15 protein-coding genes are annotated in these 14807 nt (G+C 48.7%); 3 read left to right on the forward strand and 12 right to left on the reverse strand.

All coding sequences use genetic code 11. From position 1 onward, the window contains the following. Window positions 1–1082: 1082 nt before the first annotated feature. Together M2277_RS00865 and M2277_RS00870 are read right to left on the reverse strand one after the other, a co-directional pair. Window positions 1083–1463, reverse strand: a complete 381-nt coding sequence (locus M2277_RS00865; protein ID WP_280753934.1) for an SMI1/KNR4 family protein — start codon at window positions 1461–1463, stop codon at window positions 1083–1085. A gap of 453 nt (window positions 1464–1916) precedes the next feature. Next, on the reverse strand, window positions 1917–2282 hold the full coding sequence (locus tag M2277_RS00870; RefSeq protein ID WP_063480030.1) for a hypothetical protein: 366 nt from the start codon (window positions 2280–2282) through the stop codon (window positions 1917–1919). A gap of 769 nt (window positions 2283–3051) precedes the next feature. Here M2277_RS00870 and M2277_RS00875 point away from each other — a divergent pair. From M2277_RS00875 to M2277_RS00885, 3 genes are read left to right on the forward strand one after another with little or no spacing between them, the layout of a single operon-like run. After that, complete coding sequence (locus M2277_RS00875; protein ID WP_280753935.1) at window positions 3052–4650, forward strand: YifB family Mg chelatase-like AAA ATPase; 1599 nt, start codon at window positions 3052–3054, stop codon at window positions 4648–4650. Window positions 4651–4676: 26 nt separating this feature from the next. Next, entirely contained in the window at window positions 4677–5111 is a 435-nt protein-coding gene (locus tag M2277_RS00880) for a GNAT family N-acetyltransferase (RefSeq protein WP_063480032.1), read from the forward strand. A gap of 17 nt (window positions 5112–5128) precedes the next feature. Further along, window positions 5129–5485 (forward strand): VOC family protein, encoded by a 357-nt coding sequence (locus tag M2277_RS00885; RefSeq protein WP_006211347.1) that lies wholly within the window; start codon window positions 5129–5131, stop codon window positions 5483–5485. Between the two features lie 99 nt (window positions 5486–5584). On the opposite strand, the gene M2277_RS00890 is transcribed toward M2277_RS00885, so the two are convergent. The 10 genes from M2277_RS00890 to trmD all read right to left on the reverse strand — a co-directional run bounded on the left by M2277_RS00890 (window position 5585) and on the right by trmD (window position 14804). Then, the gene (locus tag M2277_RS00890) at window positions 5585–5968 is read right to left on the reverse strand and encodes a YraN family protein (RefSeq protein WP_280753936.1); all 384 of its coding nucleotides are present in this window, start codon (window positions 5966–5968) and stop codon (window positions 5585–5587) included. After that, the gene (locus tag M2277_RS00895; RefSeq protein ID WP_006211349.1) at window positions 5968–6279 is read right to left on the reverse strand and encodes an EscU/YscU/HrcU family type III secretion system export apparatus switch protein; all 312 of its coding nucleotides are present in this window, start codon (window positions 6277–6279) and stop codon (window positions 5968–5970) included. Before M2277_RS00895 ends, M2277_RS00890 begins: the two co-directional genes overlap by 1 nt. After that, window positions 6276–8285 carry a hypothetical protein gene (locus tag M2277_RS00900; protein WP_280753937.1) on the reverse strand — a complete coding sequence of 670 codons (2010 nt, stop codon included), beginning with the start codon at window positions 8283–8285 and terminating at the stop codon, window positions 6276–6278. Before M2277_RS00900 ends, M2277_RS00895 begins: the two co-directional genes overlap by 4 nt. Before the next feature lie 80 nt (window positions 8286–8365). Further along, window positions 8366–8983: a ribonuclease HII gene (locus M2277_RS00905; RefSeq protein ID WP_280753938.1), complete on the reverse strand. Its 618-nt coding sequence runs from the start codon at window positions 8981–8983 to the stop codon at window positions 8366–8368. Window positions 8984–9290: 307 nt separating this feature from the next. Continuing rightward, window positions 9291–10157 (reverse strand): ribosome biogenesis GTPase YlqF, encoded by an 867-nt coding sequence (ylqF, locus tag M2277_RS00910; RefSeq protein ID WP_006211352.1) that lies wholly within the window; start codon window positions 10155–10157, stop codon window positions 9291–9293. Between the two features lie 54 nt (window positions 10158–10211). Beyond that, window positions 10212–10826 (reverse strand): signal peptidase I, encoded by a 615-nt coding sequence (gene lepB, locus M2277_RS00915; RefSeq protein WP_006211353.1) that lies wholly within the window; start codon window positions 10824–10826, stop codon window positions 10212–10214. A 102-nt stretch (window positions 10827–10928) separates the two neighbouring features. Further along, window positions 10929–11273 carry a 50S ribosomal protein L19 gene (gene rplS, locus M2277_RS00920; protein WP_036642425.1) on the reverse strand — a complete coding sequence of 115 codons (345 nt, stop codon included), beginning with the start codon at window positions 11271–11273 and terminating at the stop codon, window positions 10929–10931. Between the two features lie 241 nt (window positions 11274–11514). Then, the gene (locus M2277_RS00925) at window positions 11515–11655 is read right to left on the reverse strand and encodes a hypothetical protein (RefSeq protein WP_006211355.1); all 141 of its coding nucleotides are present in this window, start codon (window positions 11653–11655) and stop codon (window positions 11515–11517) included. Between the two features lie 101 nt (window positions 11656–11756). Next, on the reverse strand, window positions 11757–13805 hold the full coding sequence (locus M2277_RS00930) for a collagen-like repeat preface domain-containing protein (protein ID WP_280753939.1): 2049 nt from the start codon (window positions 13803–13805) through the stop codon (window positions 11757–11759). Window positions 13806–13988: 183 nt separating this feature from the next. Then, a complete protein-coding gene (trmD, locus tag M2277_RS00935) occupies window positions 13989–14804 on the reverse strand; it encodes a tRNA (guanosine(37)-N1)-methyltransferase TrmD (RefSeq protein WP_063480035.1) in 816 nt (271 codons plus the stop codon). Window positions 14805–14807: the final 3 nt, after the last annotated feature.

A 14807-nucleotide genomic window follows, 5' to 3' on the forward strand; every position in this document is an offset into this window, starting at 1 on the left:
TCCCTTATTCAATATACTAAACTATGGCTTAAATTAAAACTTTTTATCCTTTTTATGCCATTCACTAGAATGGTACTGGTTTATTTTCTCATCATGATGTCGTATTATTTTCCTACAATATTAGGGTCGTTCTGCATCAGCATGATGAGTTTGTGGATATCAGCAAGCAGGCGGATGGTATTAGCAAAATGGACGATCGCTTGTTAAAAAAATGACCGGCCGACACCTGTCGAATACCGAAAGACTCACTGGCTCCGGAAATAACAAGTGTGCGGCCTGCCGCATTAACCTTTAATGGAGCCATTCAAGGCTCCTTTTTAATCCTACCGAGGATGTAAATCCACATCCCTTTTTCAAATGATCTTTACTTGTATTCAGATAAATCGTAGTAAATTTTACCCACTTTTGATATACTGAAATCATTACTTTAGTCATAGGTGCGTGATCAATCAAATGTGGGAAAAAGAACTGAAGATAGCCATACAGAAGAAGCAAAGCGTGACGATATATCTTATCGATGGCGCAGTATTACAAGGCATCCCTGATGCTTGTACAGATTGCTTAAAGATGCGGAGCGTTTATGGACCCGTTTGGGTACCATTAGAGGAAATAAAGCATGTGAGTCGATTAATACGACTAGACGCAAAAAAGAACCTGCTGGCATATAGCTAGTAGGTTCTTTGCTTAAAGAACTGAAAATCCCATGGGATGAACAACCAAAAATGAATCCACATCCCTTTCCTTTTTATGAGCCTTTAAAAGCCGGAAACAAGTGGCCCATATCTCGACGATTGTGCAAGGTTTGACAAATGAAAAAGCGGGAAAAGGCACGCCGCACTCATGCAGCCGTGCGTGTCTTTCTCCCCTTTTTCATGCTTACATTCTATTACGAGAAAAAATTCTTGAATAATGTAAATAACCCGCAGGAAAATCCCGCGGGTTATTTACTTGGCAATATTAATTTTTCCATTCCCAGAAAGGTGAGCCTTGGGCAATTATTAATCTTTCAAGCCAAGTATTAAAATCAATTTCAAACCTGATAGTTGGTGGATCCTCAAAATATTGTTCGTGGTTGTGCCACATCAAATATCCTTTTCCAGTATCCACTCTATCTGAGTCGATGAATAAATAATCTCCAACATAATAACAAATAGGAATCCAGTTTTTGGCATGTAATTTAAGTGGTATTCATCCATTTGTTTATGGCTTAACAAGTCAAAACCTGTCCCGAACTGGTCTCTAAACAAATAGCATCCGTTACAATACAACAAAAATTCAACATACTGATCTGGAAGTGTCCAGCCTTTTTTCTGGCATAGATTTTGAATGTCACTTAGTGATGCAGGGGAATTAAATGCTGATTTAGTCTCATTCAGATTACCGCTGCTGTAATGTTGAATATATTTATCATTATTTAAACATTTTCTATATGCTTCTAAGTTGTTAACTACATCTGATGCCAATTTTTAATCACCCTTTATTGTAGCTGTTCCACCAAGCTGTTATAAGTTGTTGATGAATTGATCGAGGAACAGGTATTAAATTAGATTTTTCGTTTCCACCACCATATTCACGTGGTTTTATATGATGTATATCGTATGATGCCCAATCCCATCCAGGATTTCCATAAGTATTAATGTAATAAGTAATGTATGCACCTCTATCCTTACTGCTATCCCACGGAGTTGGATTTGGAACCTTTTTCCATGTTGTATAAGACGGCTCATAATTGACCAATCCAGAGAGTGAATCTACATATTTAAAATAAGGCATTGCCGCGTTGTTATACAGTATTCGATCAGTGTCACCGGTTTGAAGTCCGACCGGTACTCCTTTTTCAAAGACTTTTACTTCAGTCGATCCAATCCAATACTTCGTTTGAGATCTTAAAGTTGAAGTAAATGATTGATTTCTTGTTAAGTGTTTTGAATCTCTTCCTTTCTCTGCGTAGTATCCTTTGTTACTGTTTGTACATCACTGGCAAGAAATTTATTGGTAAAACTTACACTGTCGGGTTTACTTCCTACATAACTAACGTATTTTGTTGTGATTTCGATATTTCTAGTATTTAAATTACCATTAATTGAGTTTACCCAAACAATTCCACCAGTAGCAAGTGGTTTAATCTCTTCGTCTTTAAGACTTGTTTTAAAGGAGGCTTGCTCTTCGAGTTCTTCAATATAATTGTCGAGCGATAAAGTCGCTCCACTATCATTGTACAGTAAAACATTTACACTGAAATCACTGATGATTTGCCCATCAGAAAGTTCAGGTTTTTTCATTCAAGTATTGTTTTACTTCCTGTAATACTTCATCTTCTGGAAACTTGTTAAGTGTATCTACAATCTCGTTTTTTTTTCGCTTCTAATGAATGTATAAAGGATTCATTATGTTCTGTTATGGCGTCTTGTAACTCAGCAACATTCAAATCACTTGCTTCGGAAGCATAAACTCCAGATACCATGGAAAGTGTCAAAATGGGCGGAGGACATGAGACCCTCACTATTTTTTAAAGACTCGACGCCTGCACTTCTTCCTTCTTTCTTTCGGAGGACAAACCACTTCGGTTTTCTTTTTACGGTTAATTCCATGTTCAAGGCAACTCAATCATGACACCTCCCCATAAAGATGGTTTAGGGTACTTGAGTGTTTTGCTTTAAGGTTGGACTAATATCCAGATTGGGCTAGATTAGAACCCATCTTTATAAAAAATGGGTTCATGCGCTTACTTATTGTCTTGGTTTTACTAATAATGTTCATACTCTTTCAAATGCAGACAACTCATATTTCTCTCGAGCCTCTCCTAATATGATTTGATTTTCTAACCAGTTACGCCGTGGTGGGGTGTGATTAAAATCGAGGGCAACCCATTTGCTGTCGATATCGAGGAAACTGTAAAACAGAGAGAACGCATATGAATTGACATAAGCTGGATAAGCTTTTACAATACGGACTATAATCACCAGCGAAAGGAGGAAGCACCCTTTTCGAAATCACGGATGTTCTATAACGAATACAATCCACTGATATCTGAAAAAGAGGTGCTTTTTTATGTATGGAAAACTTCATAGCGCGTGCTTGCACGGCATTGATGGCGTTGTCATTCAGGTAGAGGTGGACCTTGCCAATGGTCTGCCGCAAACCGCCATTATCGGGCTGCCCGATTCCTCTATCCGGGAATCCGTGGAGCGGGTACGGGCAGCGATCAAAAACTGCGGATTTACCTACCCGCTTAAACGGGTAACCATCAATCTCGCCCCGGCAGATCTTCGCAAGGTGGGATCCTCCTTCGATCTGGCGATCGCTGTTGGCATATTGCTGACAAGCGAGCAATGGACCTTTACGGATGCAGGACGAATGCTAATCGTTGGCGAACTTGCACTGGATGGTGCGCTCAGACCCGTAACGGGTGTTCTGCCCATGGTGGAGCAAGCCAAAAAAGAGGGTTTTACTGGGGTTGTCCTGCCGCTCGAGAATGCTCCTGAAGCAGCATTAATTGGGGGAATCGAGGTTTACGGGCTGCAGCACCTGAAAGAGCTCGTTCAGGATGGGAATGATGCCAATGGAGCCATGGGAAATTTAATGGCTGCGGTTTCGCTGTCAAAGCTCCGCTATGATAAATCATCGCAGTCTGGTGGAACACAACATGAAAGCCCGCAGGACACACAGCTTGAAGATTATACAGATGTGATCGGACAGCAGCATATCAAGCGGGCCCTCACGATTGCTGCTGCCGGGATGCACAACATCTTGCTTATCGGCCCTCCCGGTACCGGAAAAACGATGCTAATGAAGCGTCTTCCCACCATCCTCCCGCCGCTGGCAGACCAAGAAGCGTTGACAACCACAAAAATATTCAGCGCTGCCGGCAAATTAAAATCGTCCGATGGCTTGATGACCAAACGCCCCTTCAGGTCTCCGCATCATACCATCTCGGCAGGCGGGCTCATCGGAGGCGGAACCATTCCGAAGCCGGGGGAGGTCAGCCTGGCCCACAAGGGCATTCTGTTCCTTGATGAACTCCCTGAGTTCTCCAGGCATGTGCTTGAGGTGCTGCGCCAGCCCCTGGAGGACCGCGAAGTAACCATCAGCCGGGCACGGGCGGTATTTACCTTCCCGGCGCATTTCATGCTGGCTTGTTCGATGAACCCTTGTCCGTGCGGTTATTACGGCAGCGATCATCCCCATCAGCGATGCACTTGCAGCGTTACTCGAATTGCTCAATACCGCGCTAAGATCTCGGGTCCCTTAATGGACCGGATCGACCTGCAGGTGGACGTGCCCAGGCCTAAGGAATGGCCGGGAAGCTCCACTCCTATATCCTCACAGCAAATGCGGGATCAAGTCTACGCGGCGCAAGCCATTCAGTTAGAGCGCTACCACAGACTTCCATTTTGCTGGAACAGTGAACTCTTTGGAAGCTTCCTGAGGAAACATGTGCTGCTGGACAAGGACTCGGCAGAGCTTCTGCAAGCGACAATCGACACACTTGGTCTTAGCATGCGCGCCTATGACAGGATTCTGAAGCTGGCTAGAACCATTGCAGACTTGGAAGCATCCCGAGAGATTCATAGCCGTCACGTTGCTGAAGCGATTCAATACCGGCAGCTGGATCGACAGCATATCGCGACCGAAGAAACATCCCGCTAAATGACAGCGATTGGAGTGAATACATCATGGAAGTCAGACCGATGGCCCCTGCTGATATGGATGATCTCATCCAAATCTGGCTTGATGCATCCAAGGAAGCCCATCATTTTGTCCCAGCCGAATATTGGGAGTCCCGGCAAGCGGAAATGCGGAATGTCTATCTCCCGATGTCAGAAACCTACTTGATTGAAGACGCAGGAGGCATCCAAGGGTTCGTCTCCATGGTTGAAAATGATCTTGCCGCATTATTTGTTAACACAGGCCAACAAAATCAGGGATACGGAAAAGCACTTCTTCACTGCGCCATGAACCTTAGAGATGTTTTGAAGCTTCGGGTGTATGAGAAGAACCAGAGGGCATTCCGCTTCTATATAAAAAACGGTTTTGAAGTTCTTGATGTTTCGGTGGACAGCGACACGGGGCAAAAAGAACAGGTCTTGATCTGGAGCAGCAACAAATAAAACCAAGGAGTGATACCATGACTACTTCTATTTTTCAGCATATTGACACTGTCTTTGTACCCACCCGGAATATGAAAGCTGCAAAGGAGTGGTACACAAATGTTTTGGGAGGCCGAGTCGGTTGGGAGAGCGAGCAAGGCGAATACCAATGCATCCTGTTCGGGCAGACATCCCTCACCCTGTTCTCTACAGAAGAGGGTAAGTATTTTGAGCCCCGTCACGCTATGTTTAATTTTTTTGTCTCCAATGCCGAGGAGGCTTATCAACACCTGAAGGACCATGGCGTACGCGTCGATACCATTCTGGAGTACGGCGCAACCTACTTTACCTTCTATGATCTGGATGACAACTGTCTGGAAGTCTGCCAATACTAATGGAAACTCACCGTTTAAGTAAAAGAAGGTGAAGGAGTTTATCACTCCGCCACCTTCTTTTTTTAATTCGTGTTATGCGGGGTAGCATTCACTTTCAATCTAAAATGCATTCTCGATATGCTCCATCGAGACAGCCGTCAGATCAGCGCCAAGAATTATCGAGATGACATCGAAGCGAACCGACCGTTCATGGTGACGTTTCTGATGCACGTACTGCTGTGCCGTATTCCGAACCTGCATCATTTTGCGGGCATTTACGGATTCCGAAGGCGTACCGAAGCTTGTCGTCCCGCTTCGGCTTCTTACTTCAATGATCACGAGGGTCGCCCCGATCTCGGCAACGATATCCAGTTCTCCAAAGCGGCAGCGCCAATTGCGGTCCAGTATGCGGTAACCTTTCTCAACCAAGGCTGCTGCCGCCAATTCCTCAGCAGCCGCACCTTTTTGCTTGCGGCTGTCTTTCTTCCCGAATCGAGAGGGCATTACGGCATCATTCCCTCCTGCTTCGCCTGACCATCCGCGCGATAAACGTATGTCAGCACTTCGGCTACGAGCTGATAAAGCTCTGCAGGGATCTGCTGGTCCAGGTCCAGCTTGGAGAGAATCTCCACCAATGCGGCGTCCTCCTGAACAGGAACCCCATGCTCTTTGGCTTTATCCAGAATAGATTCCGCCAGCTTGCCCTGTCCTTTGGCAACAACCATCGGCGCTTCACTCTCGCCAGGCGTATATTTAAGAGCAACGGCCTTTTTCATGGCCGTCATCGATCCTTGTTCTTGCTCTTGCTTGGTCATATCCGCATATCCACCCCTTTATAGGTCTGAGGGGCGTATTCTGCGGCCGTTCCCTGCACCGACATATCCGAAGACGGCTGTGGATCAACGGGCAGCGGTTCTGTTTTTACGCTTAACAACTGATAACCAATGGACGCAACAGCCGTCGCCAGCTCTTGCTTTTTTCCTTCAAACAGTTCCGCGGCAAAGCTCTGGTCATTCCGGAAGCTGAGGCTGACAATCCGGTCGACGACCTGCACATCAATGAGGGTCGGTCCCAGAAATCTCATATCCAGATCAAACAACAGCCGGCAGTTGGTGGCATCGAGCTCGCCTTTGCGCCCTCTGCGCGACTGAATATGTACGGAGGCGGTCTGTTCTCCGTCCGCGCCATGCAGAGGGATAAACATGGTAACCTGGGCGAACGGTGCTGTTCTATCCGTGTTCAGCAGGAGCTGCTGCCCCGTTAAATGCTGCACGATTTGCTGAGCGGCTTCCTTCAGTGCCGACGGTGTTTCCTGGCTGGACAGAACTTGAAGGAGCACCCCCTTCAAGGTGTCCTGAAGGGCTTGTGACGAGTCGCCTGCCTGCGTTGAGGCGATGACTGACTGCTGCTGCATGCCCTGGGCCATACTCTGCTGTGCAGAAGGCACAGAGGGTTGTGCCACGCCCGGCTGATTCGTTGTGCCCGCTTGGGCAACCGGAGCTTGATGATTTATGCTTGCTGCGTTACCAGTCGTAACAGGGGCGCTCGCTACGGCCCCTGAGCCGGTACCGGCAGCATTGGCGGCTGGCGGCTGGGAAGCGGCGACTCCCCCAGCTGCCGCCTGCTGCTGTGCCGCAGCAGGCGGCGATAAAGCAGCACCCGCTGTCGATGGAGCGGGTGCTGGAGCAGGAGCAGGTGCGGGCACTACCGCACTCGCTCCTGCCGCGCCGCCGGCGGGCAGCGCGGTCGCCTGCTGCCCGCCCGGCAAAGCGGCGCTACCCGTGCGCGCCGCTTCACCCGCGGGGCCGCTGACGGCCCCGCGCAGGCTTTGCTGCTCGTGCTCTGCACCGAGCAGCTTCAAGAGCCGCCCCACCCACGGCTCCGCGCCAGGGGTGGGCGGCTTGGGCGAAGGGCCTGCGGCCCCTTCGCCCGGGGCTGCCGCCGGCCCAGCGGGCACGGCGGCTTGTCCGGCGGCAGGCGTTGCCGTGCCGCCGCCAGCCCATGGCTGCGCGAGCTCGCCGCGCAGCTGCTGCAGCAGGCCTTGCAGCTTGGTCAGCAGTGCCTGCTGCTGACCTGTCGCGGCCTGCGCTGCGCTGCCAGCGCCTCCTGCTGGAGGGCTGGCCTGCTGCGGTACGGTTTCAGCTGCTGCGCCGCTCGCAGCACCGGCTAGAGGAGAAGATGCAGGCACGGCGCCTTTCCCCCCATCTCCAGCAGGCACGGCGCCGACACTTATAACAGACGCCAGCTGCTGCTCAAGAGACTGCAGTAATTGATGGAGCTGAGGTCCGAATACTGCCTGATGCAGCCCCTTCACACTTTCGGGAGTAATCGGCAGTCCGCGATGAAACGCGATAGCAGCCGACTCCGCCCATTCTGCAGCAGGAACCATTGGTGGTTTCACAGCCAACGCCTCACGAAACATAGCTATATTTTCCTTCGTTAACGGAACTCCTGCCGTCTGCATGCCCTTAATCATTTCCCGGTTTTCCTTCGTATCCGGGAGACCGGCAAAGTCCAGCACCTCCGCCATGGAGGATGGGGACAACGGCTGGCCCGGCGTTGGACTAAGCGGCTTGAGTACGGCTGGCCCTCCCTCTCCCGGCGGCTGAACCTGCAGAAGCGCGGTTTCTCCGGCTCGGAGCGGCGTTTCCAGTTTTGCCTTCACTTGAACGCCCTGGATCTGCACTAACGCTTCCTGCCCATCTTCCGATACGTTCATAACCACACCGCGAACGACCTGACCCGGCTTTAATTCCAACGTCTTGGCGTCTCCCGGCTTTTGCTCTCCCAGGAGTCCGCGAATCAACGATCCGATGTTCACGATTTATCCTCCCACGCCTTCTATTTACCTTATATATCGGCAGCAGCCCGCCTTTTGACGAGGGCGGGCTGCATCGAATTCTAGAATAAGGACAATTGCTCAATCTCCATGTTTTTCAAAAAACTTCTCCGGTGCATGGACGTAGGTCCGTGCAATTGCAGCTGTTCCCGGTGAAATTTGGTTGCGTAGCCTTTATGTACTGCAATTCCGTATTCCGGATATCGCGCCTCCCATTCCCTTTCACACAATCTGTCACGGGTGACCTTCGCAATAATGGAAGCCGCGGCAATGGACTGGCTGTTGGCATCGCCTTTGATAATCGCACGCTGCGGGATATCGCAAGCCACCTTCTCAGCATCAACAAGCAGAAATTGAGGGGTGACCGCCAATTGCTCAACAGCCATCTTCATCGCAAGCCTTGCCGCTTGTTTAATGTTGATCCTGTCGATCGTTTCCGCATCCACCAACCCCACACCGACAGCGAGCGCATCTTCCATGATGAGATCATAGAGTGTCTCCCGCTTCTTGGCACTGAGTTTCTTCGAATCATCAATCCCTTCGATTACTAACCCTTCCGGTAAAATAACCGCCGCCGCAACCACATCTCCGAACAAACAGCCCCGGCCAACTTCGTCAATGCCTGCAATATGTATATAATGATTCCAATAGTCACGCTCGTACATTAATAAATCCGTCATAGGTTTAACCCCTTTGGTTCCAAATTACCGCTTGTTTCAAGTCCGTACATACGGTCTGTCAACTACACTCTCAATCTAGTAACTCTTCTAGATTATCACACAAGACACAGGGCGTCACCCTTTCGCAGCAAACGCCGATTCCAGAACAGGTAGGATCATACCATTTCAACAAAAAGAGCTGCCATCACCGGCAGCTCTTACCTTGTCTTACATTCACTTTTTTATCACGTGCCAAAAACAAAACTTTTATGCTGTATCATCCTCATGGCGGACATGAGCAGAGATGTATCGCATTATCCCAAGCTAATCAATAAGGGGACTCCATGGAATAGCGGCCTAGCTTGCCTGCACGGAGCTCACGCAGGAATATGCTCGAGGCTTTTTCCAGATCGACTCTGCCGCCGCTTACGATACAGCCGCGTTTTCTTCCGACCGCTTCCATGACGGCAACGATTTCATCCGGATTGTCCAGATCCGTCGGACGTTCCTTGAGATCAAATCGCTCACTCATCGTCTCCCAATAATAGTTGGAGAAATATTTGATCGCAAAATACGCAATATCCTCTACGTTCAATATTTCTTCCTTGATCGCGCCAGTTACCGCAAGTCGGTACCCTACATTCTGATCCTCAAACTTCGGCCACAAGATACCTGGTGTATCCAGCAGCTCCATCTCCCCGCCGGCAACCTTAATCCACTGCTGCCCTTTCGTTACACCTGGACGATCCCCCGTCTCCGCGATGTTACGGCCAGCAAGCCGGTTAATCAGAGTGGACTTGCCCACATTCGGTATACCTACAATCAACACACGCATCGCACGCGGATTCATTCCCTTGGCGATTTGTTTGTCGATTTTTTCCTTCAACAGCAATTTAATCTGGTTGGGAATATCCTTGATGCCTGTTCCTGTTGATGCATCTACAGGAAAGGCCGTTAGGCTATTTTCTTTAAAATAAGCCTGCCATTGCCTTGTAACCTCAGGATCGGCCAAATCGGCTTTATTCATGATGATCAGCCGCGGCTTGCCCTGCAAAATCTCGTCAATCATCGGATTTCGGCTTGAGAGCGGAAGCCTCGCATCGATCAGCTCAATTACAGCATCGATCAGCTTCAGCTTCTCCTGAATTTGGCGGCGCGCTTTGGTCATATGTCCAGGAAACCATTGTATTGTCAAACGTCGTCACCTCTACTTTGCTCTGCAAACTTTCATCGTTCTATAGCGTCGTGGCTAATGGTTGATGAGCCCTACGTCTTTAATCGGCCAGAAAATCAAGTCTGCTCGACCGATAATATCCCCCAAAGGAACATATCCTATCATTCGGCTGTCTGTGCTGTTGGAACGGTTATCCCCCATCACAAACACATGGCCTTCTGGAACAACGCCTTCCGGAACAAAAGAGTTCGGAAAATCTGTGTTATTGTATAATCTGTCCTCAGCATGGGCCTTATCAATTGCTTCCTGTATGTAGGTTTCATTCACAGGCTCTCCGTTGACAAGCACTTTATCGCCTTCAACTTTAACCGTATCACCAGCAACAGCGATCACGCGTTTAATGAAATCCCTACCCTCATCAGGAACATGGAATACGATGACTTCTCCACGCTCTGGCTTGCGGATATCATATAGAATCTCGTTAACAATCAACTTTTGATTGGATACAAAATTAGGTTCCATAGACGGACCTTGCACAATAAACGGTTTAAAGAGAAGCCAGCGAATGAGAACGACGAGAACCAGAGCAATAAGAAGAGCCTTTAGCCATTCTACCAGCTCGTTTTTGGCCTTCTTGGCCGGTTTCCCCACGTTTGTGTCCAATGCCTCATGTTGTTGATCTTTCTCCATAACCCACCGTCCTTCTCTATAGATCGCTTTCCATAATAGCGATTTTTGGATATACAAAAGGGGCTTGTATATACGCACAAGCCCCTTTTTACCGCCTTGTAATTAACGACGAATTTCTTTAATTCTCGCTGCTTTACCGCGCAGTTCACGAAGATAATAAAGCTTCGCACGACGCACTTTACCACGGCGAGCCACTTCGATTTTATCGATTTTAGGCGAGTTGATTGGGAAAGTTCTTTCCACACCAACACCGTAAGAAATTTTACGAACGGTAAAAGTCTCACTGATTCCGCCACCGCGACGTTTAATTACAACACCTTCGAACAACTGGATACGCTCACGAGTTCCCTCGATAACCTTTACGTGTACTTTCAAAGTATCACCAGGACGAAAGCTCGGAATATCCTTGCGAAGTTGTTCTTCAGTAATCGCTTGAACGATATTCATCATCTATGACTCCCTCCTCTCACACAGGCGTTCTTGCATCTTCCGGAAATTCTATGTATTTCCTTCATTATCCGCAGCGGACCACCGTATTCACAACAAAAGAAATAGTATCACATTTTGCGGTTAGAATCAAGTATTTCATCTTTACACCCATCCAGATGATCCATAATTATAGTACACTCACCTTTAAAAAACCACTTTTGGCATGTAAGATAACATGTCAAAAGTGGTTAGACTAAGATTAATTTACGGATTCTTTCGAATCGCTTGCCTCTTTATGGCGCTTGCCGTAATATTCCAGAATATCATCGACGGTTTGAAAGGATACTTCTGTATGATCTTTTTCCATTTGATTGTTATACGTTACATTATTATCTGACACGATTAAGGGCCTCCTCAACAATGCTTATGTCTTGTTTCCAATAATGTATTAACCACAAACATTTCGGCTGTAACATGTAAAATCTTGCAGCTGTTCTTATTTTAATAACCCATTCTGGTGATATTGAGCCTGGCGGCGGTCTGTGTAGATGTAACGGTTTGGGTCTGTGCAGACAAATTATATAGCTGTACGGTATCGCCAACCTTCATGTTGATAACGGCAGAGCCGGATACCCGATCGTCATTTGCACTAGATGCCATGTTGGCCGGAGAAGTCGTATTGCTATTAACCACAATTCCGAAGATGCCTGGTGAATTTTGCTGGTTGGAAAGTGCAACTTGCCAGTTGATGAAATAAAAACCTGCGGTGTTGATCGCGAGTGTCGTGGTTCCATTAAAAGTCACGCCTTGCAGTTCATTTTGCGAGAAGATGATGGGCGACATCGCTGGAACCGATTGGGTCCTTCCCGCCGCGTTATAAAGTACAGCTCCCCCAACCCATGGCCCGGCCCCCGTTGAACCAGCAGCATCGGTTACTTCAGACGCTCCTGCGGCTCCTGCTGTTCCCGTACGGCGAATTACCGCTGTAACCTCAACTCCGCCCGTTGGCCCCGTAGAACCGATTACTCCAGTCACTCCTGTGGTGTCTATTGGGCCTGTTAACCCCGTGATGGTTACTGCACCTGTCACTCCTGCGGCTCCTGTAACACCCGTAAATCCTATGGAGACAGTTGTTCCCGCCATGCCTGCTGGACTTGCCGCTTCGGTTGCGGTTGCTTCAGCTGAACCCGCGATTCCTGCTTCGCCCGTAGTTCCCGTAACCCCAACCACACGCGCTGCTCCGCTTGGAACGGTTACTGCCCTTCCACTTACAGCACCCTTCGGTCTCGTCATCCCAGTTCCCCCGGTGGTACCCGTAACTCCATTACATCCGGGCGCTCCCAATAGACCTCTATCACCCGTGACCCCAACTACACCTGTTGGCGCGGTCGGACCCGCTGTTCTAGCTGTGCCTGCTGGACTTGCCGCTCCCATTCTACCTGTCGGCCCTCTCGATCCCTTAAGGCTCGCTCTGCCTGTCGCTCCGATGGATCCAAACGCTACTGTTGCTCCCGTATTTCCTGTCGCCCCGGTTGAACCTCTTACTCCTGTAATTCCAGTAATGCCCCCCGGAGTCATTACTCTTGCAGTACCTGTAGCCCGATTCTTTCCCGTCGCACCTGCAGCCACCGTCAGGCCCGTTAGTCCCGCGACCCTGATTCGACCTGATTCCAAGGAATCTCCTGCTTCAGCAGTTTCTCTTGAGCTTGGAGAACCGTGTCCTTGAGCGGTTTTAGCTTCTACATGATGCTGAACATGATCAGCACTGGAGTTCTTTAAGATAGACAATAATGAATGCAATGCAGCTTCCCGGACCGCTTTCGGAAGGTTCAGACCCGAAACAACACCTGACAGGGCATTGGTATAGTTGGCCAGTTGAACGCTCAAGTCACCTGAAGATGCACCGTTCCCCAAGAGCCTATCCATTCCTTCTGTAAGAGCTTGCATCCCGTCAAGCTCCTGCTTCGAAACACCCAATACACTGCTCTGCTGATGGATACCTTGAAGAACATCTCCAAGGCGCTGTCTGGATCGTTCACCCGGGTTCTTGACAGCATCCATAACATATCGCGGCAAATTGATCACCAGATTTGCTAACGGAATCGGATCAGAACGCTGTGCCGGATCATTCATCACGGTTTGAATGCCATTCTGAACTTCCGCAAGCACTGGATTAATGACACTGCCTACGCCAATGCGTTCCCCAAACGTTTGCAGCAAGGTTACGACCCCATTCAGTCTTGAGGCAATATTCTGCAGGTTATCTGCATTCGGAATCGTCACAACTTGCTGGACCGCTTCCTTCATACTGCGGTGTTCTCTTTGTGCAAACCTCATGTCGGACACCAGCTCGTTCAGACTCTGTAATTGTATTTTGATTCGAGTGAAGTTATCATTCTCTGGCAACTCCACAAATGCACTTGTCAGCGAAGCCAATTGGGAAATCAGCGCAACAAACCTCGCGGCTTCGGTCCTCCTCACTCGCATTCGTCCAGAAGCCAGCCCACGAATCACGGCTTTATTGCCCTTACGCCTCCTCTTCTCTTGCATCTAACCTACTCACCCCTAACAATTCTCATTCATCCGCAAACGCCTATGTAGGCACATTATTCAATGGATATGGATTATGTTCTCGTCAGCCTCTCTTATTATTGTTATTGATTTCGGCAGTAATCTATACGAAAAAAAGGAAAGATCGGCATACGCAGATCTTTCCTTTGTCTATGGCATTCATTATAAACGTTCCGATTCTTGCTGAAGCTTTGCGATATAAATCCGATCCTGTTTGGACAATTCCAGCTTGTCCAACAATTCAGGTCGACGCTCCCAAGTCCGTCTGAGCGCTTGTTCACGGCGCCACACTTCGATGTTCGCGTGATGTCCGCTGAGCAGAATATCCGGCACCTTCCATCCCCTGAATTCAGCCGGACGGGTATAGTGAGGGTATTCCAGCAGCCCTGTACTGAATGAATCCGTCACCGCCGATGTCTCATTGCCAAGAACACCCGGCAGCAATCGAACCACGGAGTCAATAACAACCATTGCGGGCAGCTCTCCGCCTGTAAGCACATAATCCCCGATGGATAATTCATCAGTAACCAAATACTCGCGGATGCGTTCATCATAGCCCTCGTAATGACCGCATATGAACACGAGATGCTCTTCCTGAGACAGTTCTTCCGCTTTCTTCTGTGTAAACGTCTCGCCTTGCGGGCACATCAGAATAACGCGTGGAGGCTTAACGCCTTCTGATGATTCCGATGAGCCCTCCGCCAGCCCAGCCTCTTCCTCGTTGTTCGAAATCTGATCATAAGAACGTGGAGTTAGAATATCCTCCACTGCGGCAAATATCGGATCCGGCTTCAACACCATCCCGCCCCCACCGCCATATGGCGTATCATCCACCTGACTATGCTTGTTTCCGGCGTACTGGCGGAAGTTGATAGCATTTAAATGCACAATTTGTTTCTCGGCCGCTTTACCTAAAATGCTCGAATGGAACACACCGTCGAACATTTCCGGGAACAGCGTCAGCACATCAATCCGCATGGA

It is taken from the genome of Paenibacillus sp. LBL (assembly GCF_029893715.1).
In the GTDB taxonomy this organism is placed as follows: Bacteria; Bacillota; Bacilli; order Paenibacillales; family Paenibacillaceae; genus Paenibacillus_AQ; species Paenibacillus_AQ glucanolyticus.